A 24,290-nucleotide genomic window follows, 5' to 3' on the forward strand; every position below is an offset into this window, starting at 1 on the left:
AGCAACCGCCGTGGTTCCTATACCGCCGTCCCGGTCCCGTGCCACAATGTCCCCTTGTGAACACCTCTGCGCTGCCGTCCGAGCTCCCGACAGACTGCCCCCTCCTCGTCATCGGAGGTGGCCCCGCCGGAGCCGCGACCGCCGCCACGGCCGCACTGGCGGGGATGGACGTCACCGTCGTCGACATGCAGGATTTCCCGCGCGACAAGACCTGCGGCGACGGCCTCACCCCACGGGCCGTCCATGCCCTGACCCGGCTCTGGGGCGGCGACCCGGCGGCAGCGTCTCCCCGTACCGGGACCACCGGCGTCCTGGAAGGACGCCCCGCGATCCGTGGTCTCGCCCTCCACGGCTTCGGCGGCTCGGTGAAGACCCCGTGGCCTGACCTGCCCGCCTTCCCGCCGCAGGGGTCGGCGGTACCCCGCACACAGTTGGACTCCGCCCTGCTCGACTTCGCGGCGGATGCCGGCGCCAGTGTCGTCACCGGATGGAAGGCCGTCGATGTGACGATGACCGGCGCGTCCACCGCCGGTGTCGTGGAGTCCGTCACCTTCCGACGGGGACGCGAGGAGCGCACGGTGCGCTGCGCCACACTCGTGCTGGCTGAGGGGGTGCGCAGTGGAATCGCCAGGAAGCTCGGAGTGCAGTGGCTGCGCGGCATGGTGCACGGCATCGCCGCCCGTTCCTACTGCCCCACCCCGCGCGGCGACGATCCGTGGATCCATTCGCACCTGGAGCTGCGGGACGCCGACGGCACCGCGCAGCCGGGCTACGGGTGGATCTTCCCGCTCGGTGGTGGTGCCGACGGTGGACCCGGCGGCGTCAACCTCGGCTGCGGCGCACTGTCGACCTCGACGCGTCCCGCAAAGGTCAACGTGAAGAAGCTGCTCTTCCACTACGCCGACCGGGTCCGCGACGAGTGGGAACTCGGCGAGCCGGAGGACATCGCCTCGGCCCTGCTGCCGATGGGTGGTGCGGTGACCCGCGTCGCCGGTGTGAACTGGGCGTCCGTCGGTGACACCGCCGCGCTGGTCAACCCGCTCAACGGCGAGGGCATCGACTACGCCCTCGAGTCCGCCCAGGATCTCGTGGAGTTTCTGCCGGACGCCGCCCGATCCTCCCGTGGTCTCGCCGACGTCTGGCCCGCCCACCTGCGTCGGAGCTACGGGGACGCCTTCTCGCTCGCCCGGCGCGCCGCGACCCTGTTGACGATGCCGGGCCTGTTGTCCGCGGTCGGCCCGCTGGGTTTCCGCGGCCCCCTGGCCCCGCGGCTGATGGGTGCGGCCACCCGGCTGATGGGAAATCTCATCACGCCGGAGGACCGGGATCTCACGGCACGGGCATGGCTGACCGCCGGGAAACTCTCGGTCGGTCACGACCGGTTCCGGCACCCGGAGTCCCGCCCCCTGTTCGGTGCCTGATCCCCTGCCGCAGCGTCAGGGGTCCAGCGGCTTCGTCGCGCTGTGCAGCGCGGTGATGCCGAAGGTGAGATTCTGCCAGCCGCAGCCCTCCCAGCCGTTGTCGTTGACGATCCCCGCCAGCTCCTCCTGCTCGGGCCAGGCGCGGATCGATTCGGCGAGGTAGACGTACGCCTCCGCATTGGAGGACACCGCCTTCGCCACCGCCGGGAGCGCCCGCATGAGGTACTCCTTGTAGACCTTGGAGAACACCGGGACGACCGGGGTGGAGAACTCGCAGACGGTGAGCTTTCCCCCGGGCTTCGTCACCCGGGCCATTTCGCGCAGGCCGGCGGCGGGGTCGACGATATTGCGCAGGCCGAAACTGATGGTCACGGCGTCGAAGGTGCTGTCGGCGAAGGGCAGGTTCATGCCGTCGCCGCAGACCTTCGGCACGTCCCTCTCGTGGCCGGCGGCGAGCATGCCCTGGGAGAAGTCACAGGCCACGCACCAGGCGCCGGACCCGGTGAGCTCCACCGTGGAGACCGCGGTGCCGGCGGCGAGGTCGAGGACCTTGTCACCGGGGCCGAGGCCGAGGCGCCGACGGGTGCGCTTCCGCCACAACCGGTCCTGCCCGAAGGACAGGACGGTGTTGGTGAGGTCGTAGTTCTTACCGACGGCGTCGAACATCGTGGCGACGTCGTGCGGATCCTTCTCCAGGCTGGCTCGCGACATGTCAGACCACTCTAGTGGCAGTCACCGCGAAGCCCCGCCCCGGGCGTCCTCCCCGGCCACCTCCCGGTACACCTCCACCAGCTCACCGCACAGTGCCGGCCAGGTCCGGTGGAGGACACCGGCCCGCGCGGCGTCCGCCATCCGGTCATGGTCGGGCCCGGCGAGGCGGGCCACGGCATCCGGCAGATCCGCTTCGAAGGACGCCACCTCGAGCAGTTCACCGTTCACCCCCGGCTCCACGAGGTCGAGGGGGCCGCCGGCCGCAGGGGCGACGGTGGGGACCCCCGACGCGAGGGCCTCCTGGATGCCCTGGCAGAAAGTCTCGAACTCGCCGGGGTGCACGAACACGTCGAGACTGGCGTACGCCTCGGCCAGATCCGTGCCGCGCAGTTCACCGGTGAACACGGCCTCCGGAAGGAGGGACTGCAGTGCCTGTCGTTCAGGGCCCTCCCCCACCACCACGAGCTGGATGCCGGGGTCGGCGGCCAGGGCGCGCAGCCGTTGGACGTTCTTCTCACTGGCGAGACGCCCCACATAGCCGACGAGTGTCCGGGTGCCGGAAGGATCCCAGCGTCCCCGCAGGTCGTTGCTGCACCGGGAAGGGTTGAAGAGGTCGGCGTCCACCCCGCGGGCCCAGCGGCGGACGCAGCGGACGCCGTGGTCGGTGAGCATCCCGGCCGTCGCCGAGGACGGGGCGAGCGTGACCGCAGCGTGGTTGTGGATCTGGCGGACGACCCCCCATGCGCCGACGCGCAGAGCAGGGCGGATGAAGCCCAGGTCGTACTGGTCGACATAGCCCGGGACGTCAGTCTGGTAAACCGCCACGGTCGGGATGCGCAGAGCCCACGCCGCGACGGCACCCCCTGCGCCGAGCACGAACGGACTGGCCAGGTGGATGACATCCGGGCGGAACCTACGCAGCGTCTTCACCAGGGCCGGGGCCGGGACGCCGATCGGCAGCGAGGGAATGCGCGGCAGATACAGCGCCGGAACACGGACCACGGGGAAACCCTCGTAGTGCGTGACGGCGTCGAGCCCGTCGCGTCGTTCGCCCCGGGTGAGACCAGGGGCGATGACGACCGCCTCATGGCCGGTGCACCGCAGCTGCTCGAGGATCCGCAGGACTGAGTTGACGACCCCGTTGACCTGGGGGAGGAAACTCTCGGCGACGACAGCGACGCGCAGCGGACCGGGGTCGGTCATCGCCGGAACCACCAGCGCACCGTGCCGGCGAGCAGCGCGGCAATGACCGTGCAGACCGCCCAGGAAGAGACGGCGGGGAGGAAGGCGAGGGTCCAGGTGCGGCCCGCGACCTTCACATTGTCCGGGTCATCGCGCTGGTACTCGACCTTCACCCGGTCGCCGACGGAGAGCCCGCCGGGGTACTTCAGGCCGGTCCCCGGGGAATGGTAGCGGCCCTGGTCATCGGGGAAACGGACCAACGTCTTCGACCCGGTGGACAGGACCTCCGCGGTGGAGGTGCCGCGGTCGTGGCTGATGTGCCAGTCACCGATCGCCGCAGTGACGACGAGGGATCCGCAGATGATACAGGCGAGCAGGTAGACGGCGAGCAGTCCCTGGACGAGGCGGCGGTGCACCGTGGTGCGCGACGGACGCGGCAGATCCAGCATGCTGGCGACCGGGTGACGCCACCGGTTGCGCCGTCGCTCCTCAGCCAGTGCCTCAGCGGTGGGCACGCTCACCTGCACTCCGTCAGTCACGGCGTCCACCCGCGGTCAGCGTCGTCTGCTCCCGCAGTGTCGCGTGCAGGGCAGCCCGCGGCGCCCGCCGGACCACGGCCTCGATGACGAGCAGGCCGTCGGTGTAACCCTCGGCGTGCTCGTCGAGGGCGGCGATGAGCTCCTGCAGGTTCTCCACCCGCCGGTGGGCGACGCCGTGTCCCTCACAGAGCGCCCCCAGGTCGACACCGGTGGGTGTGCCGAAGACGCGGTCGAAGGCGTCCGCCCCGTCGTCGAAGGTGCGCAGGCCCCGGTTGCCGGCCTCGAGGGTCTCGAAGATCGCGCCGCCGTCGTCGTTGGAGACCACGACCACGAGATTGTCCGGGCGCGGCTCGCCGGGGCCGACAGTGAAACCGTTCATGTCGTGCAGCACGGTGAGGTCACCCATCAGAGCGACGGTGCGCGGGGCACGGACCAGTTCCCGGTGCTCACTGGCGTGGGCCAGGGCCACACCGACAGCGGTCGAGACGGTGCCGTCGATGCCTGCAGCGCCACGGTTGGACACCGCCCATACACCGTCGAAAGGCAGTCCGGCCAACGAGGCGTCCCGCACGGCGGAGGATGCGCCGAGGACCAGGGCGTCCCCGTCACGCAGGGCATCGGTGACCGCGGCGGCGACATGTAGGCCGGTGAAGTCCTCGCCGGCGAGCAGGTCCTGCATCACGTCGACGGCGACCCCGCTGGCGGCCTCGCAGACCTTGAGCCAGCCGGCGGGGTGCTCACCGGTGAGGGTGACGCCGCGTCCCCACTCGCGGACGGTGTGGGCGAGGTCGGGGATGACGTCCCGGTCGGTCAGCGCGACCACACGGACCGCCGGGTCGGCCAACAGGCGGGAGACGCTCCGGTGCAGGGTGGGGCGTCCGACGAGCACGATCTGTTCGGGACGCAGCTGGGCGGACTGCCCCGTTGCTGCCGTTGCTTCTGTTGCGCTGTCGTCGGAGACGGTGCCGCTGAACAGGCCGGCAGCCGCCGGGTGCACCGGAGTGCCCGGGGCGGGCGCGGTGGGCTCGGCGATGGTGGGGACGTCGGCGAGGGTATCGAGGACCCGTGTGGCCCAGGTGCGGTCGCGGACATCCCCGACGATGACGAGGGTGCGCTTCGACAGGTCGACGGTGACGCACGGGGACTCAGGGAGTGTGGCGCGGACCGGGGCGGCACTGCGGGGCAGGGCGATGGAGGGCCGGGCGGCGGCGCGCCAGGGGGTGTCGGTGCTGCCGGTGGTGGTGCTGTCGGCGTCACGCATCTCCTCGACAGCGATCCGTGCGGCCAGCGACACATCAGCGGTGGAGCCGGGCACCAGCGGCTCGACGAAGTGCACGTTGAGCTGCACTCCCCCCGCGCGCACACCGCCCCCGAACAGGTCGAGCGCCGAGGTGACGACACGGTCGACGATCGTGCGGACCTCCCGGTGGTCGGGCCGGTCGTGCAGTGCGGCGGCGAGGCTCACGGAGTTCACGGCGTGTGCCCCGAAGATCCCTGACTGCGCGATGGTCTGGTTCGCGCCGGTGCCCTGGTAGCTCACCGGACGGTCGGCGGAGAGGATCAGCAGCGGGACGCCGGACGCGGTGGCCTCCACCATCGCCGGCAGACAGTTCGCCACGGCGGTGCCAGAGGTCATGATGACCGGGACCGGACGTCCACTGCGTCGGGCCATGCCCAGTGCGAGGAAGGACGCCGAGCGTTCGTCGGTCCTGACGTGCAGTCGGAGCCGGTGGGTACGGTCGGCTTCAGCGAGAGCCAGGGCCAGGGCTGCGGAACGGGACCCCGGGCAGACGACAGCCTCACGGACCCCGGCGCGCACCAGTTCGTCGACGATCACGGCCGCGACCAGGGTTGCCGGAGTGATGGTGCGGTCTCCGGCGGTGGCGGTGGAGTCTACGCGGTCTGCGTCGTGCTCGGTGTCGTGCTCGGTGTCGTGCTCAGGATCGTGCTCAGGGCGTTCGTCAGTCACGCCCCTGACGCTACCCGTCGTCAGCCCCTGACCGGGCATTCAGCCGACCCTGACCCGGGTGGCATCCCCTTCGCCACAGCGGCATCCCGTTCTGTCGCGTCAACCGGCTGAGCCGACAGGAAGAGATGCCGCGCTGCAGGACCGGATGCCGGCGGGCGGTCAGTGCACGGCGGCAGCAAGGTAGCGGCCGGTCAGGGAGGCTGACTGCACGGCGGGCCCGGCGGATGCAACGGTCTCAACGTGCCCACCTGGCTCAGACGCAGCAGCGGACGCACAAGCCGCCACCAGCTCCGCCGGCGGACCCTGGAACACGACCTGTCCGCCGTCATGTCCCGCACCCGGCCCGATGTCGATGATGTGGTCGGCGGCGGCGATGACCGCGAGGTTGTGCTCGATGACGACGAGGGTGTGCCCGGCGTCCACCAGGTTCTGCATCATCTCCACCAGGGTCGCGGTATCCGCCAGGTGCAGGCCGGTCGTCGGTTCATCGAGGACGATCACCGGCGCGTCCCCGTCGATGCGGGACGCCAGCTTCAGCCGCTGCCGCTCCCCACCGGACAGTGTCGTCAGCGGCTGACCGAGTCGCAGGTAGTCGAGGCCGACCTGACGTAGCAGGGACAGTGCGGCGGCAACGGGTTTCGACGGGGCGTCCTGCGTGAAATAGGTGGAGGCTTCCGCGACCGTCATGTCGAGCACCTCAGAGATGTCCCGCCCGGCGACGCGGTACTCCAGCACCTCGGGCCGGAAACGGCGTCCGTCGCAGTCGTCGCAGGGCGCCGAGACCCCCGCCATCATCGCCAGATCGGTGTAGACCACACCCTGACCGTGGCAGGTGGGACAGGCCCCGTCGGAGTTCGGGCTGAACATCGAGGCAGTCGCCCCGGCGTCCCTGTTGCGACGGGCGAAGAGCTTGCGGATGTCGTCGAGCATCCCGGTGTACGTCGCCGGGGTGGAGCGCCGGGAGCCACGGATCGCGGACTGGTCGACGACGGCCACGCCCCCACGTCCGACCAGACCACCGGTGACCAGGGAGGACTTCCCCGACCCGGCCACGCCGGTGAGCACGGTGAGGGTGCCCAGCGGGATATCGACGGAAACGTCGACCAGGTTGTTCAGCGTCACCGGCCCCACCGGGAGGACGCCACTGCCCGGGCGCACCGTGTCCCGCAGCGACAGCCCCTGGTGCAGGGACTTCGCGGTGACGGTGGACGCCGCCTCCAGCTCCTCCGGCGTCCCGGTGAACACCACCTCGCCACCGTGGTCGCCGGAGCCCGGTCCCAGGTCGACGACCAGGTCGGCGGCACGGATCACCGAGGGCTTGTGCTCGACGACGAGTACTGTGTTGCCCTTGTCGCGGATGTCGGCGAGCAGGGTGTTCATCCGGGTGATGTCGTGCGGGTGCAGGCCGACGGTGGGCTCGTCGAAGACATAGGTGACGTCCGACAGTGCCGAGCCGAGGTGCCGGATCATCTTCACCCGCTGGGCCTCACCACCCGACAGTGTGCCCGCGGGGCGGTCGAGGCTGAGGTAGCCGAGCCCCACGGAGACCAGGGCGGAGAGCTGGGCGGCGAGGGTGGTCAGCGCCGGGCCTACCGACGCGGCCTCCTTCCCGGCGGAGAGAGAGCCGAGGAATTCCACCAGGTCCCCGACCTGCATGGACGAGCACTCAGGCAGCGTCCTGCCGGCGACGGTGGCGGTGCGGGCGGCCTCGGACAGGCGTGCGCCGTGACAGGCCGGGCAGTCGCCGGTGGTGCTGATCTTCTCGACGAACGCCACGATGTTCTTCTGCTTCGGCGGAGTCTCGCGGTCGATCCACAGGCGACGGATACGGGTCACCAGGCCGTCGTAGGTGAGTGTGGCGACGCCGTTGTTGTCGCCTTTCGCCACCTTGATCTTCTGCGTCGGCGCGTAGAGGAAGAACTCCCGGTCCTCGTCGCTGTAGTCCTTCACCGGCAGGTCGGGGTCGAGCCGTCCGTTGGAGGCGTAGGAGGACCAGTACCAGTCGCCGACACCGAACCCGGGCGCCTCGATCGCACCCTCGTTGAGGGACTTCGTCTCATCGAGGAAGGACGCCAGGTCCAGGTCCGCGACCGTTCCGGAGCCTTCACAGGTCGGGCACCAGCCGTCGGGGAGGTTGAAGGAGAACGCCTTCGACGTGCCGACGTAGGGCTCGGACAGTCGGGAGAACAGGAGGCGGAGGGTCGATGAGGCATCTGTGGCCGTCCCGACGGTGGAGCGGGAGTTCGCACCCATACGTTCCTGGTCGATGATGACGGCGGCGGTGAGGTTGGTCAGTTCATCGACATCGGGGCGGGGCAGGGAGGGCATGAATCCCTGGATGAAGGCACTGTAGGTCTCGTCGATGAGGCGGCGGGATTCGGCGGCGACGGTACCGAAGACGAGGGAGGACTTGCCGGATCCGGACAGGCCGGTGACGACGGTCAGTCTGCGCTTCGGCAGGTCGACGTCGATGTCCTTCAGGTTGTTGACGCGGGCGCCGCGGACACGGATCGTGTCGTGGGGGTCGGGCAGGGACTCGGACGGGGACTCGGACGGGGACTCAGTACTGGTCTCGGCGTTCACCCGGCCGATTATGCCGGAAAGTGTGGGCACCCCGGCCCGGGCACCCGGAGACACCACCGGTGGGAGCCGGTACTGCGCGGGGGCGCGTTCCGGGTGGCATCCCCTTCGTCACAGCGGCATCCTGTTCTGTCGGCTGGCGCGGTTGAAGTGACAGGAAGAGATGCCGCCCTGCCGGAAGGGATGCCAGAGAAGGACCGGAAGGAAGCTCCCCACGCGGTCAATTCACCAGCGGTCTCCGTGTCCGGCAGGTTTACCGGGCCCCGGACAGCACCTCGTAGGACGCCGCCAGCCGGTCGAACCACCAGTCCCGCCGTACTGCCGAAGACGCCAGTGCATCGAGCCGGGCGTCCTCGGGCACACACTGCTCGACCGCGAGCCGTCCGTCGACGATCTGACGCGGCGCGCACACCTCCTCGGCATACAGCGACCCGGTCGCCAGGCCCGCAGCCTGCGGGTGGACCACCATCTCGTCGTCGTCCTCGTAGCCCGGCAGTGTCGCCACGGCCAGCAGCCCGGCGTACATCCCCACCGCCGACTCCAGCGCGGAGGACACGGTCACGGCGACCCCGTAGGCCGCCACCTCCTCGGCGATCGCGCGCACCTGGTCGACCCCACCCAACGGCGCAGCCTTGAGCACCGCCACATCGCACGCCCCGGCCTGCACCACGGCCAGCGGATCGGAGGCCTTGCGGATCAGCTCGTCGGCGGCGATGCGCACCATCATCCCGCGCGAGCCAAGTCGACGCCTGAGTTCCGCCAGTTCCTCCACCGTCGCGCAGGGCTGTTCCATGTAGTCCAACGGCCCACCGCCCTGGGACGGATCGGTCAGCGCCACGGCGGCGGCGAAGGCCTCGTCGACACTCCAGCCCGTGTTGGCGTCCACCCGGACGGCGATCCCGGGCCGGGCCTCGCGCACGGCACGCACCCGCGCCACATCGTCGGCGAGTGTCTGCCCCTTCTGGGCGACCTTCACCTTCACCGTGCGGCACCCCGGGTACCGGTCCAGCAGCTCGGGCACCAGATCCGGGTCAGCCGACACGTCGACCGACGGCACCGTCGCATTGACTTCCACGGACGGAAGGACAGGAGCACCGGCTGAGGTGGCGTCCCACCCCAGAAGCAGCGCCGACCGCAGCCAGCGGGACGCCTCCTCCGGTCCGTACTCCAGGAACGGCGACCACTCGACCCAACCGTCCGGCCCCTCGATGAGCATGATCTCGCGCTCGGTGACACCACGGAAGGGCACCCGCAGCGGGCAGGTCACCACCCGGGCGCGGTCGGAGATCTCGGACAGGGAGGGCAGGAAAGGACAGGAGGGAAGGGAGTGCAGCGACATGCCCACAGCCTACGATGGCCGCATGACAGAACAGAGCAACCCCTTCAACCCCGACCTGTGGCGCGACGTCCCCGGTTTCGACTTCGACGACATCACCTACCACCGCCACGTCGGTGAGGGTCGCGCCAACGGCATCGTCCGTATCGCCTTCGACCGCCCGGAGGTGCGCAACGCCTTCCGCCCGCACACCGTCGACGAGCTCTACCGCGCTCTCGACCACGCCCGTCGCTCCCCCGACGTCGGCACCATCCTGCTCACCGGCAACGGCCCCAGCCCGAAGGACGGCGGTTGGGCCTTCTGCTCCGGCGGCGACCAGCGCATCCGTGGCCGCTCGGGCTACCAGTACGCGTCCTCGCACGATTCCGACGTCGAGCACGCCGATGCGTCCTCGGTGGACGCCGCCCGGGTCAAGGCCGAGGGAGGACGCCTCCACATCCTCGAGGTGCAACGGCTCATCCGCACCATGCCGAAGGTCGTCATCTGCCTGGTCAACGGCTGGGCAGCCGGTGGCGGACATTCCCTGCATGTCGTCTGCGATCTGACCCTGGCGTCCCGCGAGCACGGGAAGTTCAAGCAGACCGACGCCGACGTGGGATCCTTCGACGCCGGCTACGGCTCCGCCTACCTCGCCAAGCAGGTCGGACAGAAGAACGCCCGCGAGATCTTCTTCCTCGGCCGCACCTACGACGCCGAGCGGATGATGCAGATGGGCGCGGTCAACGAGGTCGTCGACCACGCCGAACTGGAGAACACCGCCATCGAGTGGGCGCGGGCGATCAACACCAAGTCCCCGACGGCACAGCGGATGCTGAAGTTCGCCTTCAACCTCACCGACGACGGCCTGATGGGCCAGCAGGTCTTCGCCGGCGAGGCCACCCGCCTGGCGTACATGACCGACGAGGCGGTCGAGGGCAAGAACGCCTTCCTGGAGAAGCGGGACCCGAACTGGGACGAGTTCCCGTACTACTACTGACGCCCCACTACTGCCGCCCTACTACTGAGGCGACCTCCGTCCACCCCGACCCGCCGCACCGGGGTGGGAAGGCCGACTCCCACAATGTGAAATTTGTCACACTGTGCCTCGGAGGTCGCCGTGACGCAGATCATCTCACCCGGCGCGCTCACAGCCCGTCGGCGGGTCCCGCCACCCGCCCGACATGAACGTGAAGTGAACCGTCGATTGCGGTGGATCAAAATTATCGGCCGTGCGGTGAATTGCTGACCTGCACATATTCCGTAGGAGTTTCCCACTATTCCCCGCGCCCATCGCGGGTCGCGATCACAAACATACCGTGACCTGCACAGATAGGGCCCGATCCTCGGCATGTCGCTGCGCGTTTCCCCGTGGTTCACCTGTCACCTCCGACAGCACCCCCGGCCCGTCAGGGGATGGAAATTCCGGCCGATAAGAGGGATTCTTCTCGGGTGACTACCGAATTACTGATCCTCATCCTCGTGATCGGGACGGCCCTGGCGTTCGACTTCACCAACGGCTTCCACGACACGGCGAATGCGATGGCCACCTCCATCGCCACCGGCGCGCTCAAGCCCAAGGTCGCTGTCGCTCTGGCCGGCGGCCTCAATCTCGTCGGAGCCTTCCTCTCCGTCGAGGTGGCCAAGACCGTGGCGAAAGGCATCGTCGACCTCGACGCCTTCGACCTCTCCCTGGTGGCGGACGCAGACAAACTCCTGCTGGTCGTCTTCTCAGGCCTGATCGGCGGCATCGTCTGGAACCTGCTCACCTGGCTCCTCGGACTGCCGTCCAGCTCCTCCCACGCCCTGTTCGGTGGACTCATCGGTGCCGCGATCGGTGCCCTCGGGTTCTCCGGTGTCGAGTGGAGCGGCGTCCTCAACAAGATCCTGGTCCCGGCCCTCGCCGCCCCGGTGATCGCCGGGCTCGTCGCAGCCGTCGGCACCTACGGCATCTACCGCACCACGAAGAAGACCCGCGAGACTGAGCGGGACAACCTCTTCCGCGTCGGCCAGATCGGCTCCGCCTCCCTGGTCGCGCTCGCACACGGCACATCCGACGCACAGAAGACCATGGGTGTCATCTTCCTGGCACTCGTCGCCTCCGGCCACCTGGACGAGGCCGCGAACATGCCCTTCTGGGTCACCGCAAGCTGTGCCATCGCCATCGCGGCCGGCACCTACTCCGGTGGCTGGCGTGTCATCCGCACCCTCGGCAAGGGCCTCGTCGAGATCTCCTCCCCGCAGGGCATGGCCGCCGAGGCGTCCTCCGCGGCGATCATCCTCACCTCCGCCCACTTCGGCATGGCGCTGTCCACCACCCACGTCGCCACCGGCTCCATCCTCGGTACCGGCGTCGGCCGCCCGGGTGCCGACGTGCGCTGGGGCGTCGCAGGCCGCATGGCGATCGCCTGGGTCACCACCCTTCCGATCGCCGCACTTGTCTCCTACTGCATCTGGCACGTCGCCAACGGCACCTCGAATCTCACGAACCTCGCCGGCGGAGCCATCGCAGCCTTCCTGGTCCTGGTCCTCGTCGTCGGACTCATCATCCTGCAGGCACGCAAGAAGCCGGTCCACGCGGACAACGTCAACGCCGACTGGGACGAGCACGGTCTCACCCCGGACGCCGACCACTCCGACGCCGCTGTCGAGACCGCAGCCGACACCGCCGGCCGCACCCTCGCCGGCGCAGCCGCCGGGGTCCACGACCCCGCCCACTTCGTCGACACCTCTGCCGCTGCCGACACCCACCGGAAGGACTCCTAGATCATGGAACTCATCGGCGATCTCTTCCAGGTCACCCTCGCCGGCCTCCTCCTCGGCGCCGGTCTCCCCCTCATCTACGCCCTGGCCATCCGCCTGAGCGTCCCGAAGCACGGCGTGGAGGACAACGCCAGCGACCACGTCTCCGGCCTGCAGCGCGGCGTGGCCGGCGCCCTCTACCTGGTCATTGTCGCGGCCGTGGTCATCGGCCTGCTGTGGATCACCCAGGGACGTCTGTACGATGCCTTCGGCTGGGACATCTTCGGCACCGGCGGAAGCTCCGGACACTAGACCTCACCCACCTGATGTCCGTGTACATGTAGTCACCGACACGGATGACGCGCTCAAGCCCGCCCCGGATTCCGGGGCGGGCTTCCTGCCTTTATTCATCAGCGGAACTGTTCAGCGAATCGCTACGCACCAGCATGTTTGCTGAAAATACTTGACGTTTCCCACAATAGGGTCTACCTTCGATAACCGTCAGATCACGACCACGACCCCACCACGTTTCCCGTGGAAGGAGTGAAAGCCCATGACCAACCCGCTGATCCGCATCCTCGACTGGTACCGAAACCCCGTCCAGGACCCGTCCGGAACATCCCACACCGCACTGGGCGTCCTCCCCTCGCGTGAGGCGACCACCGACATCGTGGCACACCTCATCGAGCGCGGCTACACCCCGGCAACCGAAGCCGATGTCCGGGACGCCTTCTCCCACCTCTTCGACCGCGACGCGACCCCGTTCGAGGAACTCGTCGCCCTCGACTACGTCGACAGCTTCGGACTGCTCGCACGGTAGTAGCGTCGGAGCAGTGAACACCACGCTCCACGCACTCCCGGTCACGCTGGACGCCACGAGCGTCCGCGCGGCTCTGCCCGCCTACCGGGACTTCCTGGCAGGACGCCACGCCCTGCTCCCCGTCTCCCCCGATGCCGCCGGCGCATCTCTCACCGAGATCATGGGCGCCGACGACGCCACCGACGGGGGACGCCACCTCGGGCCCGGCACCCTCATCGCCAGCACCTCCGGTTCCACCGGCACCCCGAAGGGCGCCCTGCTGCGCACCGACGGGGTGCGTGCCGCAATCAGGGCCTCCGCCACCTTCATCTCCGACCACCTCGGCACCGGCCCCGGCCCGTGGCTGCTCGCCCTGCCGCCGCACCACATCGCCGGGACGATGGTCATCCTGCGCAGCCTCGACGCCGGGTCCGAGCCCGCGGTCCTCGACGGCCCCTTCCGGGTGGACACCTTCTGCAGTGCCACCGACGCACTCGCGGCCACCCACCCCGACCTGCCGCTGTACACGTCGCTGGTGCCCACCCAGCTGGTGCGGGTACTGGACTCCACCGCCGGCTGCTCCGCTCTGGGCCGCTATGCCGCCGTCCTGGTGGGCGGTGGCCCCACTCCCCCGGCCGTGGTGGCGCAGTGTGAGGAGCTGGGGGTGGGCGTCCTGCTGACCTACGGCTCCTCCGAGACCTCCGGCGGGGTGCTGTACAACGGCAAGCCGCTGCCCGGGTACAGCGTCGAGATCGTGGATCCCGACGATGCCGGGGTGGGGCGTGTGGTGCTGCACGGCCCCTCGGTCGCCGACGGTTACCGGGTCACCGGATCACTCGACCCTGCGGTGGCGTCGGACGCTTTCCCCTCCCCCGGCGTGTTCCGCACCTCCGATGTGGGGCGGGTCGATGATGGCGTCCTCACCGTCCTGGGACGCGCCGACGGCGCGGTGAACTCCGGCGGTCTGAAGATCCTGCCCGAACAGGTGGAAGCGGCCGCGGCGTCGGTCGGCATGACCTGCTGTGCCGTGGGTGTGCCCGACGACGAGTGGGGGGAGATCGTCGCCGTGCTCGTCGAGACGGGCGGGTCGGCGACGGTGCCGGCAGAGCACACTGACTGCACGGCGTCCCTCCGGGCGCGGATGAAGGACGCGGGGACCACACCTCACCTGGTGCCGAGGCGCGCCTTCACCGTCGGTACGCTACCGCTCACCGGCCCGGGGAAGGTAGACCGTCAGGCGGTCCGTGGCACCCTGCAGGAGCTTGTGCGGGGCACGTCCGCCGACTGACTACAGTGAGAGTCATGTCTGACCCCTCTGCCGCTGCGTCCGCCGCAGCATCTGCAGCCTCCACAGCCTCCGGCGCCACCCCACGGGACTGGCTCACCGGCGCACGCCCACACACCTGGGCAAACGCCATCGCCCCCGTCCTCGCCGGCACGGGCGCGGCGATCTGGGACGACGGGGCGTCCTGGTGGCGGGCGATCCTCGCCGTCATCGTCGCGATGGCCCTGATCATCGGCGTGAACTACGCCAACGACTACTCCGACGGCATCCGCGGCACCGACGACGACCGCACCGGCCCGCTGCGTCTCACCGGCTCCGGCCTGGTCCCGCCGAAGCGCGTCAAGTACGCCGCGTTCCTCTGCTTCGGCGTGGCCGGTGTCGCGGGGATCGTGCTGTCGCTGGCGTCCTCGTGGTGGCTGATCATCGCCGGTGCGGTGTGCATCCTCGCCGCGTGGTTCTACACCGGTGGCAGGAACCCCTACGGCTACCGCGGGCTCGGCGAGGTCGCCGTGTTCATCTTCTTCGGCCTGGTCGCCGTGCTCGGCACCGAGTACACCCAGGCAGGGAAGGTCTCGTGGGTCGGCCTGGCACTGGCGGTGGGCATCGGCTCGCTGTCCGCGTCGGTGAACCTGACCAACAATCTGCGCGACATCCCGACGGACTCCGTCGCCGGCAAGACCACCCTCGCGGTCATCCTCGGCGACCGGGGAACGCGGATCCTCTACGTGTCGCTGCTGGTCGTGTCCGTGGTGATGACGCTGGTGCTGGCCGGTGCGGGGATCGCCGCACTCATCGGGCTGATCGCCGTGCCGCTGCTCATCGTCGCCGCGCTGCCGGTGGCACAGGGGGCGACCGGCAAGGAGCTGATCCCGGTGCTGGGGACCACCGGGCGGGCGATGCTGGTGTGGGCTGTCGCGATGTTCATCGCGATGCTGCTGGTGTAGACGGGGCTGCTCCATGACCGGGCCGACCACCCGACTGGCATCCTATGCGGTCTGCGCCGGTGACGGCATGCTCCTGATGGTCGCCGTCGCTGCCCCTTCCGACGGAGCCGTGACCTGGATATTGCCGGGCGGCGGCGTCGAACCACTGAACCACTGGAGGACCCGATGGACACTGTCGTCCGCGAGGTGGCGGAAGAGACCGGGCGCATCGCCACGGTTACCCGGCTTCTCGGGGTAGATTCCAGAATCATCCCCGCGCAGGACGCCGTGGGTGGTCTGATCAGACACTAGAGACGTGTCAGTCCAGCCGCTCCTCGAGCTGGGCGCGCATCTGGTCCTTGTGCGCACGACGTCCGGCATCCCGGACCGCGAGGTGCTCGTTGACCCGCAGGCGCAGGCCCTTGAAGACGAACATCGACAGCGGGAAGGCGATGATCAGCGCCAGCAGGGCACTGATCGCCAGGGGGAAGGACTGCCCCATGCCCAGCAGCACGGCGATGAGCTGGATGACGACAGTCAGCACGATGAACAGCACCAGGCGTGCCAGTCCGTAGAGGAAGATGTCACGCCAGCCCCTGCCGCCGAGCTTGCCGGGAGCCAGGTCTGCGGTATCGTTCTCGTCCACGGTCTCGTCCACGGTCTCGTTCACGCTGTCGCTCGCACTGTCGTTCACACTATCGTTCACGACTGCCACTGTACGTTCGTCGCTGCGTCCCCTCCCAATCCCGTAGCATGGAAGGTCACACCGCACCTGTACTTCCAGACCTGTACGCGACCAGTACGCAAGGAGGGTCCCGCCGTGGGCCGGCTCATCATCCTCATCCTCGTGATCGTCACCGTGATCGTCCTGTGGCGTGCCTTCGGGCCCGGGTCGGGCGACCGCATCAACGGCGGTCAGCGTTCTGCGGGAAAGACCCCGAAGAAGCAGGTCAAGGGGCCGGATGATGACCCTGACTTCATGTGGGAGATCCGCAAGGAGCGCTTCAAGCAGCAGCGCGAGAAGGACCGGCTCGCGGAGGAGAACCTGCGCAGTGCGGAGGCCCGGGCCAAGGACGCCGAACGGCGTGCCGCCGAGGCGGAGAAACGTGCGCAGGACGCCGAGGACGCAGGCCCGGGCCGAGCGACCGGACACCTCCCGTCAGGACCGCCAGGAGCGCCAGGATCCCGAGGAGCCGGGTGCGGCAGGGTCAGCAGGTTCGGCCGGCGCCTGATCCCGGAGCCTGCTCACGGGGGCCTGGCCTCTCACACCGTTACTCACCACCACAACCCGGCACAGATCCCGTGAACTGACGAGTTCGCGGAATCTGTGCCGGGCTGTGGTCGGTTGTGGTCAGTCGAGAAGATCCGAACACTTCAGTCGAACAGGACCTCTACCGGTCCTTGCCACGCTCCAGGAGCTCACAGAGGTAGGACGCGTAGGCCGACTTGCCTTGCGCGACAGCTGCAGCGGCAAGGCCGGCGTCCTCGATGAAGCCCATCCGCCAGGCGACCTCTTCCGGACACCCGATCTTCAGGCCCTGGCGCTGCTCGATGGTGCGGACGAAGTCGCCGGCGGCCATGAGGTTGTCGACGGTACCGGTGTCCAGCCAGGCGGTGCCGCGCGGGAGGATCTCCACCTGCAGGTCACCGCGCTCCAGGTAGGCGCGGTTGATGTCGGTGATCTCCAGTTCGCCGCGCTCAGAGGGTTCCAGCGACCGGGCGATGTCGACCACATCCGGGGCGTAGAAGTACAGCCCGGGCACCGCGTAGTTCGACTGCGGCTTCTCCGGCTTCTCTTCCAGCGAGGTCGCCGTGCCGTCCGCAGAGAAGGTCACCACGCCGTAGGCCGAGGGGTCGCGCACCCAGTAAGCGAAGATGGCGCCGCCGTCGACCTCATGGAAGCGGCGCAGCCGGGTACCCAGGCCCGCACCGTAGAAGATGTTGTCGCCGAGCACCAGCGCCACCGGCTCCGAGCCGATGAAGTCCGCCCCGAGGATGAAGGCCTCGGCCAGCCCGTTCGGCTTCTCCTGCACCGCGTACTCGATGGACACCCCGAACTGGGAGCCGTCGCCGAGGAGCCGCCGGAACTGGTCATTGTCCTCCGGCGTGGTGATGACGAGGATCTCGCGGATCCCGGCGAGCATCAGGGTGGTCAGCGGGTAGTAGACCATCGGCTTGTCGTAGACCGGCACGAGCTGCTTCGACACGCCGAGAGTGATCGGGCGCAGCCGTGAGCCGGTTCCACCGGCGAGGATGATGCCGCGCATCACTCCCCCTCCCAGCCCTCGGCTTCCGCCGTGGCGGCCTCCCAGTCGTGGCGGAGCTCCTGCTCCCAGCCGCGGCACTCGGAGTAGGACGGGAGGGACGCCTCGACCTCACGGTAGCCCGGCGCGTCCCGGTCCTTGTCGGACAGGACCAGATCAGACTCAGCCAGTCCGGCGAACGACCAGTCGATGCCGAGTTTCGGATCCAGCGGGCTCACCCCGTGCTCCGCCTCCGGGTTGTACCCCTCGGAGACCAGGTAGCTGACCGTCGCAGTGCCGGCCCCCGCCGGGACGACGAACCCGTGTCCCATGCCCACGGGCAGGTACAGACCACGACGGTTCTCGGCGGAGAGTTCCACGACGATGTGGCGTCCGAAGGTGGTGGAACCGCGGCGCAGATCGACGATGACGTCGAGGATGCGTCCGGCCACGCAGGTGACGTACTTTGCCTGTCCGGGCGGGACGTCGGCGTAGTGGATGCCACGGACGACCCCTTCTGTCGACGTCGACAGGTTCGCCTGTGGGATGTCGAGGGGGTAGCCGAGCTTCTCGGCGACGGCGTCCGCCTGGAACCATTCGTGGAAGGTGCCACGGTCGTCCGGGAAGATCCGGGGGGTATTCACCCAGACACCGGGCAGGGGAAGATCGACGATGCCGGAGTCGTCAGGAATGCGGATCAACTCACTCATGCCCACAGAGCTTAGCCGCTCCCTCGGACACGCCCCCGGACACGCCGGTCTTCTACTGTTTCAGAGACATATTGGAATAGATATTTTCCATGGCATACAATGCCAATCTCCGAGACGATCACCGACGGAGGACCCCTGTGAGAATCAACAACCGACTGGCCGCCCGCCTGGGTCGCCTCGCTGAGCTCACCGAGCCGTTCACCACCCCACTGCTGCCCACCGACTACGCCGGGCTGTTCAACCCGCTGTTCGGCCGGGAGATCCGGGGACGCGTCACCACCGTGGACCGCCATGACGACTTCACCACCGTGACCATCGAACCCGGCCCCGGTGCAGGACGTTCCTTCACCCGTTTCCAGGCCGGCCAGTTCATCGGCCTCGGCCTGCAGATCGACGGCCGGTGGACCTGGCGCTGCTATTCACTGACCAACGCCCCGGAGCTCTCCGGTGACCGCCTGCACCGCAGCGAACGACGTCTCAGCATCTCCGTGAAGCCGGTGCCCGACGGCACCGTGTCGACCCGCATCGCCGACCGGCTGCGCCCGGGACGCATCATCCGGCTCTCCGCCCCCGGCGGCGACTTCCACCTGCCCGACCCCGTACCGGAGAAGATCCTCTTCGTCACGGCCGGCGCAGGCGTCACCCCGGTGATGTCGATCCTGCGCTGGCTCGGCCAGGAAGCCGGAGCTGAGGTCGGAACCGGTGGCACGGCAGGTGGCACGGCAGGCGCCACCTTCCCGGACGTCGTGCACGTCCACTCCGAGCGCGCCGCCGCGCCCGCCGCCCCCTTCGGCGACGAGTTGACCGCCCTCGAGGAATCCCAGGCGGGTTACACGCTGATCCACCGCGACTCCGCCTCCCGCGGACGTCTGACAGCCGAAGACCTCCCCGGTCTGGTCCCTGATCTCGCCGAGCGCGTCACCCTGGCCTGCGGACCGACGCCGCTGCTCGATGACCTCCGTACCGTCATCCCCGACATCCGCACCGAGAGCTTCCACGCCACCGACCTGCCCGGCTCCGTCGATCCCGCCGACCTCGGCGGGGAGATCATCCTCGGCAGTACAGGAGTCACGGCATCCTCCACCGGGACAACGACCATCCTCGACGCCGCGGAAGCCGCCGGCGTCCCGCTGGTCCACGGCTGCCGGATGGGTATCTGCCGCACCTGCGTCGTCCCCGTCACCGACGGCACCGCCGTCGACCTGCGCGACGGGGCGGTCTACGGCCCCGGCGAGCAGATCCGAACCTGCTGTTCCGTCCCCTCCGGCACCCTCGCCGTCGCCGTCAACTGAGCCCGATCTCAACCAAGTCCGCCCAAGGAGAAAAACATGGCTGTCCAGGACATCACCGCCTACGCCCACCTCACCGACGAGGACGTGAAGGAGATCGGGCGTCGCCTCACCGCACTCGAGAAGAAGCACCGAGACTCACTCGGCGCGAAGGACGCCGGCTACATCAAGGGTCTCATCCGCACCCAGCGTGGTCTCGACCTCGCCGCCCGGGCCGGCACCGTCGCGTCCCCCGCGATCGCGATGCCCGCCGCCGCGGTGCTCGGTGTGGCCAAGATCCTCGAAAACCTCGAGATCGGCCACAACGTCATGCACGGCCAGTGGGACTGGATGAACGACCCTGAAATCCATTCCTCGACATGGGAGTGGGACAACACCGGCCCCTCGTCCGGCTGGAAGCACTCCCACAACGTGGTGCACCACACGTACACGAACATCGTAGGTATGGACAACGACATCGGCTACGGCATCCTGCGTGTCACCCGTGACCGCAAATGGAAGCCGTCCACGCTGGCGCAGCCGTTGACGAATGTCATCCTGGCGTCCCTCTTCGAGGTTGCCGTGGGATTCTACGATGTCGAGCTCGGCCGCTACTTCGCCAAGAAGCAGACCTGGGAGGAGACGAAGCCGCGGCTCATCGAGACCGTCCTCAAGGTTGGCAAGCAGTGGGGCAAGGACTACGTCGCCTTCCCCGCCGTCTCCGCCGGCGTCGGCGTCCTTCTCGGCAAGAAGGGAGGACGCCGCGCCTCGGCGAGAAAGCGCGCCAAGGCCGCCGGAAAGGCTGCCCTCGTGGCCAACCTCATGCGCAATGTGTGGGCCTACGCGGTGATCTTCTGCGGCCACTTCCCCGATGACGTGGAGACCTTCACCAAGCGGACGCTGGAGGAGGAGTCCCGCGGCGACTGGTACCTGCGGCAGATGCTCGGCTCGGCGAACTTCCACGGTGGCAAGGTGCTGACGATCATGTCCGGCAACCTCAACTACCAGATCGAGCACCACCTCTTCCCCGACATGCCGTCGAACCACCTGGAGGAGATCGCCGAGGAGGTGCAGGCTATCGCCGAGGAGTACGGGCTGCCGTACAACACCGACAGCTTCCCGAAGCAGTTCCTGCAGGTGCAGAAGACACTGCTCAAGCTGTCACTGCCGAACTCGATGCTGCAGGCGGACGCCTCGAACGCACCGGAGGTCCGGTCGGACGCGGCGTTCACCGGGAACCCGGAGATCGCAGCGCAGACCGGTCACCGGCAGCTGCGCAAGGGGCTCGCGCTGCTGAAGAAGGCGCGGCCGAAGATCCTGGCGTAGTCGGGAGGTCCTTCCGGAAGGACGCTGAGGGCGTCCTCAGCGGATCTCGGTCTGGTTGAAGACCATCCCTCCGGGGCCCGTCTGCCAGCTCACGTCCACTCCGGCGTCGATACCGGCAGCCTGGCGGACCGGGCCGTCGATCACATGCTGGACGGTACTCAGGACCGCCACCGTCGTAGACGGTCCGGACGTAGTGACCAGTGCGTCTCCTGCAGAACCGGCGGTCGCACCGACCGGGACAGCGGACAGCGCCTGTGCCATAGTCGGGTCGACGTACACGTGACCCGACTGCGGGTAGAGAAACTGATCGGGGGTCGACGCAGGGGCGGCGGACGACAACGGTGCTGCCGGGGCCACAGAGGCCGCAGAGGCCGCCGGTGCGGCGAGAGATGCGACAGCCACCCCGGCGAGTGCCAGGGTGGACGCGGTGAGGGCAGTTCGGGTGAGGGTCCGGTTCAGTCTCATCATGGACCCCGACCCTACGCGACCGAACCGTTGCTGTCGGTCAGTTCCAGAGGATGTCGTCGACATCCTCGAGCCCGGCCGACGCGGCGTCGAAGGTGAAACTCAGACCGGTCGGCGTGATTCCCCTCGCTCTTCGACTGCCGGCTGAGCACCGCACCACGGTAGACCTTGCCGGTCTCCAGCTCACCGGCGTCTGACGGCAGGAGGTCAGCCTCAGGGATGTCACAGTCCTCACTGCCACCCATGAGGATGTAGTCGGCGCCGTTGCCGTCGTCGTCCACGGCTCCCATGCCGGCCCGTGACGAACTGGTAGCTCTCCGGGGTGTCGGCGAGCTCGCCGTCTCCGGAACCGGACCCCTCGGACGACGAGTCATCCGACGAGGCGTCGTCACCGGCAGCGGAGGAGTTCGTGGAGTCAGTGGAGTCAGAGGAGTCAGAGGAACAGGACGCCAGAGCGACCGTGGGTACGGCGATCCCCGCCATCAGGAGTATCCGCCTCTCAGCCACCAGGGTCACTTCCCTGTCCCCACCGCGTCTGTCGGCGCGCGGTACCCGTACTCGTAGCGACAGACTGGTAGCGACAGGTGAGGGCCCGGGGCAGCTCCCCCTCACCCGTCGTCAGGAGTCGAGGATGTCCTCGTTGGCACGGTAGACGAGCTCGGCGTCCTTCCGGGACGTCTCCCACCAGTCGCGGTGGTCGCGGTACCACGCCACCGTGTCCGCCAGGCCGGCGGCGAAGTCGGTGAAACGCGGCTCCCAGCCCAGCGAATGCATCGCGGACGGATCGATGGCGTAGCGCAGATCGTGTCCCGGTCGGTCGGTGACGTGGACGAAGTCATCCTCGTCCCGTCCGAAGAGTCCGTTGAGCGCCCGGACACACTCCAGGTTGGACCGCTCGCCGTCCGCGCCGATGAGGTAGGTCTCCCCCGCCGCACCACGGTCGAGGATCGCCCAGACGGCGTCATTGTGGTCGTCGACGTGGATCCAGTCACGGACGTTCTCACCGGTGCCGTAGAGCCGCGGCGTCTCCCCGTCGAGCAGACCGGTGATCTGCCGGGGCAGGAACTTCTCCGGGTGCTGACGCGGCCCGTAGTTGTTCGAGCAGTTCGAGATCGTCGCGCTCAGACCATGACTGCGCACGAACGCGCGCACCAGGTGATCCGCGGCCGCTTTGGACGCCGAGTACACCGACGACGGCGTATAGGGCGTGTCCACCGTGAAGCGGGCCTCCGACCCCGGTTCCCCGGATCCGCGCAACGGCAGGTCCCCGAAGACCTCGTCGGTGGAGATGTGGTGCAGGTGGACGCCGTGACGCACGCACGCCTCAGCCAGCACCGCTGTGCCCTCGGTGTTCGTGCGCACGAAACGCAGCGGATCACGCAGCGCATTGTCGTTGTGGCTCTCCGCCGCGAAGTGGACCACGGCAGCATCCGCACCGTCCCCGGCGTCTCCGGCATCCTTCCTGAGGGACGCAACGAGACGGTCGACCAGCGCAGCGTCCGCCACAGAACCTTCGACGAGATCGACGCCGGTCCCGGCGAGATTCGCCGGATTCGCGGCGTAGGTCATGGCGTCCAACACCGTGATGTGAACGTCAGGACGCGTCGCGAGCGTGCGGTGGACGAAGTTGGAACCGATGAAACCGGCCCCGCCGGTCACCAGCAGACGGGTGATCCGGCGGGACCGGTCGAGAACGGTCGGCATCAGTTCAGTCCGGCGTAGGAGTGCAGACCTGAGACGACGATGTTGATGAAGAAGAGGTTGAACACCATCGTCGCGAAGGCGAAGATGTTGATCCACGCGGCCGGCAGACCGCGCATACCCGGTGTAGCGCGGGCATGCAGGTAGGCGGCGTAGAGGATCCAGGTGATCAGGGAGACGGTCTCCTTGGGGTCCCAGCCCCAGAAGCGGCCCCAGGCGGCGTGCGCCCAGATCGCGCCGAAGACCACACCCAGGCCGAAGATCGGCAGGGTCCAGATGGCGGTGCGGTAGGCCAGGGCGTCCAGCTTCGAGGCGTCCGGCAGCGGGGAGACGACCTTGCCGAACCAGCCGTGCTCCTTGCCCTTGGGCTGCTTGCGGCGCAGCACGTACAGCAGGGAGGACACGCCGGAGACCAGACCGATGGAGCCACCCACCGAGACGGTGGAGACGTGGATCCAGTACCAGTTGGACTTCAGGGAGGGCACGACCGGGGCGACGTCGGCGTACAGCTCGGTGCCGGCGTAGAAGAGCAGCAGGATGATCGGCGTCAGGATCCAGGGCCACAGCACGCGCATCGCCTTGCGGCGCAGCACCACACAGGCCACGCAGATGGCCATACCGGTGACGACAGTGACGTACTCGAAGAGGTTGCCCCACGGGAAGCGCTCGGCAGCGAGGCCACGGCACACCAGGAAGAGCAGGTGGACGGCGGCGGTGAGCCAGACCATCATCTGCGTCATCCCGCCCCACTTGTCGGCGCGGCGGAACTTCGCCTTGAGCGCCTCGACCTGGAAGGTCTTCGGCAGGTCGGACTCGGTCATCGACCCGGAGGCGATACCGGAGACGTCGTTCCTCTCGTCGTCCGGGACGTCGTCGCCGTCGATGACGTCACCACCGGCAGCGGCTCCGACGGCCACCTTCTGCTTCGAGGACGCCTTCTTCGCCTCCCCGAGGATGCGGGAGCGTTCACGACGCGCCTCGGTCGCCGAGCGCAGCATACCGTAGTAGACGAGCGATACGGCGAGGCTGATGAGGTACAGGACCACCGCGGTCTTGAAGGCCAGGTCTGAAAACTCGGCCAGCCCCTGATTGGCGTACATCCGTCGGTTCCTCC

The 24,290-nt window shown here is 68.6% G+C and carries 24 protein-coding genes; 11 read left to right on the forward strand and 13 right to left on the reverse strand.

Annotated elements, in window-relative coordinates; genetic code table 11:
- Nucleotides 1–56: 56 nt before the first annotated feature.
- The gene (locus tag ACZ9GM_RS09595; protein ID WP_291473154.1) at nucleotides 57–1,421 is read left to right on the forward strand and encodes a geranylgeranyl reductase family protein; all 1,365 of its coding nucleotides are present in this window, start codon (nucleotides 57–59) and stop codon (nucleotides 1,419–1,421) included.
- A 15-nt stretch (nucleotides 1,422–1,436) separates the two neighbouring features.
- On the opposite strand, the gene ACZ9GM_RS09600 is transcribed toward ACZ9GM_RS09595, so the two are convergent.
- From ACZ9GM_RS09600 to ACZ9GM_RS09625, 6 genes are all read right to left on the reverse strand, one after another.
- Nucleotides 1,437–2,132 (reverse strand): demethylmenaquinone methyltransferase, encoded by a 696-nt coding sequence (locus ACZ9GM_RS09600; protein WP_476037715.1) that lies wholly within the window; start codon nucleotides 2,130–2,132, stop codon nucleotides 1,437–1,439.
- A 21-nt stretch (nucleotides 2,133–2,153) separates the two neighbouring features.
- Nucleotides 2,154–3,317, reverse strand: coding sequence for a glycosyltransferase family 4 protein (locus ACZ9GM_RS09605; protein WP_476038338.1), 1,164 nt, complete (start codon nucleotides 3,315–3,317; stop codon nucleotides 2,154–2,156).
- A 14-nt stretch (nucleotides 3,318–3,331) separates the two neighbouring features.
- Nucleotides 3,332–3,853, reverse strand: coding sequence for a DUF3592 domain-containing protein (locus ACZ9GM_RS09610; RefSeq protein WP_291473157.1), 522 nt, complete (start codon nucleotides 3,851–3,853; stop codon nucleotides 3,332–3,334).
- Complete coding sequence (gene menD / locus ACZ9GM_RS09615; RefSeq protein ID WP_367273296.1) at nucleotides 3,846–5,822, reverse strand: 2-succinyl-5-enolpyruvyl-6-hydroxy-3-cyclohexene-1-carboxylic-acid synthase; 1,977 nt, start codon at nucleotides 5,820–5,822, stop codon at nucleotides 3,846–3,848. The genes ACZ9GM_RS09610 and menD overlap by 8 nt, the downstream gene beginning before the upstream one ends.
- Nucleotides 5,823–5,981: 159 nt before the next feature.
- A complete protein-coding gene (locus tag ACZ9GM_RS09620; protein ID WP_476037716.1) occupies nucleotides 5,982–8,405 on the reverse strand; it encodes an ATP-binding cassette domain-containing protein in 2,424 nt (807 codons plus the stop codon).
- Between the two features lie 250 nt (nucleotides 8,406–8,655).
- Entirely contained in the window at nucleotides 8,656–9,741 is a 1,086-nt protein-coding gene (locus ACZ9GM_RS09625; RefSeq protein ID WP_291473159.1) for an o-succinylbenzoate synthase, read from the reverse strand.
- A 22-nt stretch (nucleotides 9,742–9,763) separates the two neighbouring features.
- Between ACZ9GM_RS09625 and ACZ9GM_RS09630 the strand changes: the two genes are divergently transcribed.
- From ACZ9GM_RS09630 to ACZ9GM_RS09660, 7 genes are all read left to right on the forward strand, one after another.
- Complete coding sequence (locus ACZ9GM_RS09630; protein WP_291473160.1) at nucleotides 9,764–10,714, forward strand: 1,4-dihydroxy-2-naphthoyl-CoA synthase; 951 nt, start codon at nucleotides 9,764–9,766, stop codon at nucleotides 10,712–10,714.
- A 452-nt stretch (nucleotides 10,715–11,166) separates the two neighbouring features.
- A complete protein-coding gene (locus ACZ9GM_RS09635; protein ID WP_476037717.1) occupies nucleotides 11,167–12,480 on the forward strand; it encodes an inorganic phosphate transporter in 1,314 nt (437 codons plus the stop codon).
- A 3-nt stretch (nucleotides 12,481–12,483) separates the two neighbouring features.
- Nucleotides 12,484–12,768, forward strand: a complete 285-nt coding sequence (locus ACZ9GM_RS09640; protein ID WP_476037718.1) for a hypothetical protein — start codon at nucleotides 12,484–12,486, stop codon at nucleotides 12,766–12,768.
- Between the two features lie 241 nt (nucleotides 12,769–13,009).
- Nucleotides 13,010–13,276, forward strand: coding sequence for a hypothetical protein (locus ACZ9GM_RS09645; RefSeq protein WP_291473163.1), 267 nt, complete (start codon nucleotides 13,010–13,012; stop codon nucleotides 13,274–13,276).
- A 13-nt stretch (nucleotides 13,277–13,289) separates the two neighbouring features.
- Nucleotides 13,290–14,543 (forward strand): AMP-binding protein, encoded by a 1,254-nt coding sequence (locus ACZ9GM_RS09650; RefSeq protein ID WP_476037719.1) that lies wholly within the window; start codon nucleotides 13,290–13,292, stop codon nucleotides 14,541–14,543.
- 14 nt (nucleotides 14,544–14,557) lie between these two features.
- Nucleotides 14,558–15,484: a 1,4-dihydroxy-2-naphthoate polyprenyltransferase gene (locus ACZ9GM_RS09655; protein WP_476037720.1), complete on the forward strand. Its 927-nt coding sequence runs from the start codon at nucleotides 14,558–14,560 to the stop codon at nucleotides 15,482–15,484.
- A gap of 165 nt (nucleotides 15,485–15,649) precedes the next feature.
- On the forward strand, nucleotides 15,650–15,775 hold the full coding sequence (locus tag ACZ9GM_RS09660) for a hypothetical protein (protein WP_476037721.1): 126 nt from the start codon (nucleotides 15,650–15,652) through the stop codon (nucleotides 15,773–15,775).
- A 7-nt stretch (nucleotides 15,776–15,782) separates the two neighbouring features.
- On the opposite strand, the gene ACZ9GM_RS09665 is transcribed toward ACZ9GM_RS09660, so the two are convergent.
- Nucleotides 15,783–16,109: a DUF4229 domain-containing protein gene (locus tag ACZ9GM_RS09665; RefSeq protein WP_476038339.1), complete on the reverse strand. Its 327-nt coding sequence runs from the start codon at nucleotides 16,107–16,109 to the stop codon at nucleotides 15,783–15,785.
- Nucleotides 16,110–16,283: 174 nt separating this feature from the next.
- On the opposite strand from ACZ9GM_RS09665, the gene ACZ9GM_RS09670 reads away from it, so the two are divergent.
- On the forward strand, nucleotides 16,284–16,769 hold the full coding sequence (locus ACZ9GM_RS09670) for a hypothetical protein (RefSeq protein WP_476037722.1): 486 nt from the start codon (nucleotides 16,284–16,286) through the stop codon (nucleotides 16,767–16,769).
- 85 nt (nucleotides 16,770–16,854) lie between these two features.
- Here ACZ9GM_RS09670 and rfbA read toward each other — a convergent pair whose 3' ends face one another.
- Together rfbA and ACZ9GM_RS09680 are read right to left on the reverse strand one after the other, a co-directional pair.
- Nucleotides 16,855–17,730 (reverse strand): glucose-1-phosphate thymidylyltransferase RfbA, encoded by an 876-nt coding sequence (rfbA, locus tag ACZ9GM_RS09675; RefSeq protein ID WP_291473168.1) that lies wholly within the window; start codon nucleotides 17,728–17,730, stop codon nucleotides 16,855–16,857.
- A complete protein-coding gene (locus tag ACZ9GM_RS09680; RefSeq protein WP_476037723.1) occupies nucleotides 17,730–18,416 on the reverse strand; it encodes a dTDP-4-dehydrorhamnose 3,5-epimerase family protein in 687 nt (228 codons plus the stop codon). Before ACZ9GM_RS09680 ends, rfbA begins: the two co-directional genes overlap by 1 nt.
- Nucleotides 18,417–18,553: 137 nt before the next feature.
- On the opposite strand from ACZ9GM_RS09680, the gene ACZ9GM_RS09685 reads away from it, so the two are divergent.
- Entirely contained in the window at nucleotides 18,554–19,708 is a 1,155-nt protein-coding gene (locus ACZ9GM_RS09685) for a flavin reductase family protein (RefSeq protein ID WP_476037724.1), read from the forward strand.
- A 36-nt stretch (nucleotides 19,709–19,744) separates the two neighbouring features.
- Complete coding sequence (locus ACZ9GM_RS09690; protein WP_476037725.1) at nucleotides 19,745–21,010, forward strand: fatty acid desaturase family protein; 1,266 nt, start codon at nucleotides 19,745–19,747, stop codon at nucleotides 21,008–21,010.
- Nucleotides 21,011–21,046: 36 nt separating this feature from the next.
- Here ACZ9GM_RS09690 and ACZ9GM_RS09695 read toward each other — a convergent pair whose 3' ends face one another.
- The 4 genes from ACZ9GM_RS09695 to ccsB all read right to left on the reverse strand — a co-directional run bounded on the left by ACZ9GM_RS09695 (nucleotide 21,047) and on the right by ccsB (nucleotide 24,276).
- A complete protein-coding gene (locus ACZ9GM_RS09695; RefSeq protein ID WP_291473172.1) occupies nucleotides 21,047–21,478 on the reverse strand; it encodes a hypothetical protein in 432 nt (143 codons plus the stop codon).
- Between the two features lie 11 nt (nucleotides 21,479–21,489).
- Entirely contained in the window at nucleotides 21,490–21,765 is a 276-nt protein-coding gene (locus ACZ9GM_RS09700) for a hypothetical protein (protein WP_476037726.1), read from the reverse strand.
- Between the two features lie 328 nt (nucleotides 21,766–22,093).
- On the reverse strand, nucleotides 22,094–23,179 hold the full coding sequence (gene rfbB / locus ACZ9GM_RS09705) for a dTDP-glucose 4,6-dehydratase (RefSeq protein WP_476037727.1): 1,086 nt from the start codon (nucleotides 23,177–23,179) through the stop codon (nucleotides 22,094–22,096).
- Entirely contained in the window at nucleotides 23,179–24,276 is a 1,098-nt protein-coding gene (gene ccsB / locus ACZ9GM_RS09710; RefSeq protein ID WP_291474410.1) for a c-type cytochrome biogenesis protein CcsB, read from the reverse strand. Before ccsB ends, rfbB begins: the two co-directional genes overlap by 1 nt.
- Between the last annotated feature and the right edge of the window lie 14 nt (nucleotides 24,277–24,290).

Source organism: Corynebacterium sp. UD i78, assembly GCF_056280545.1.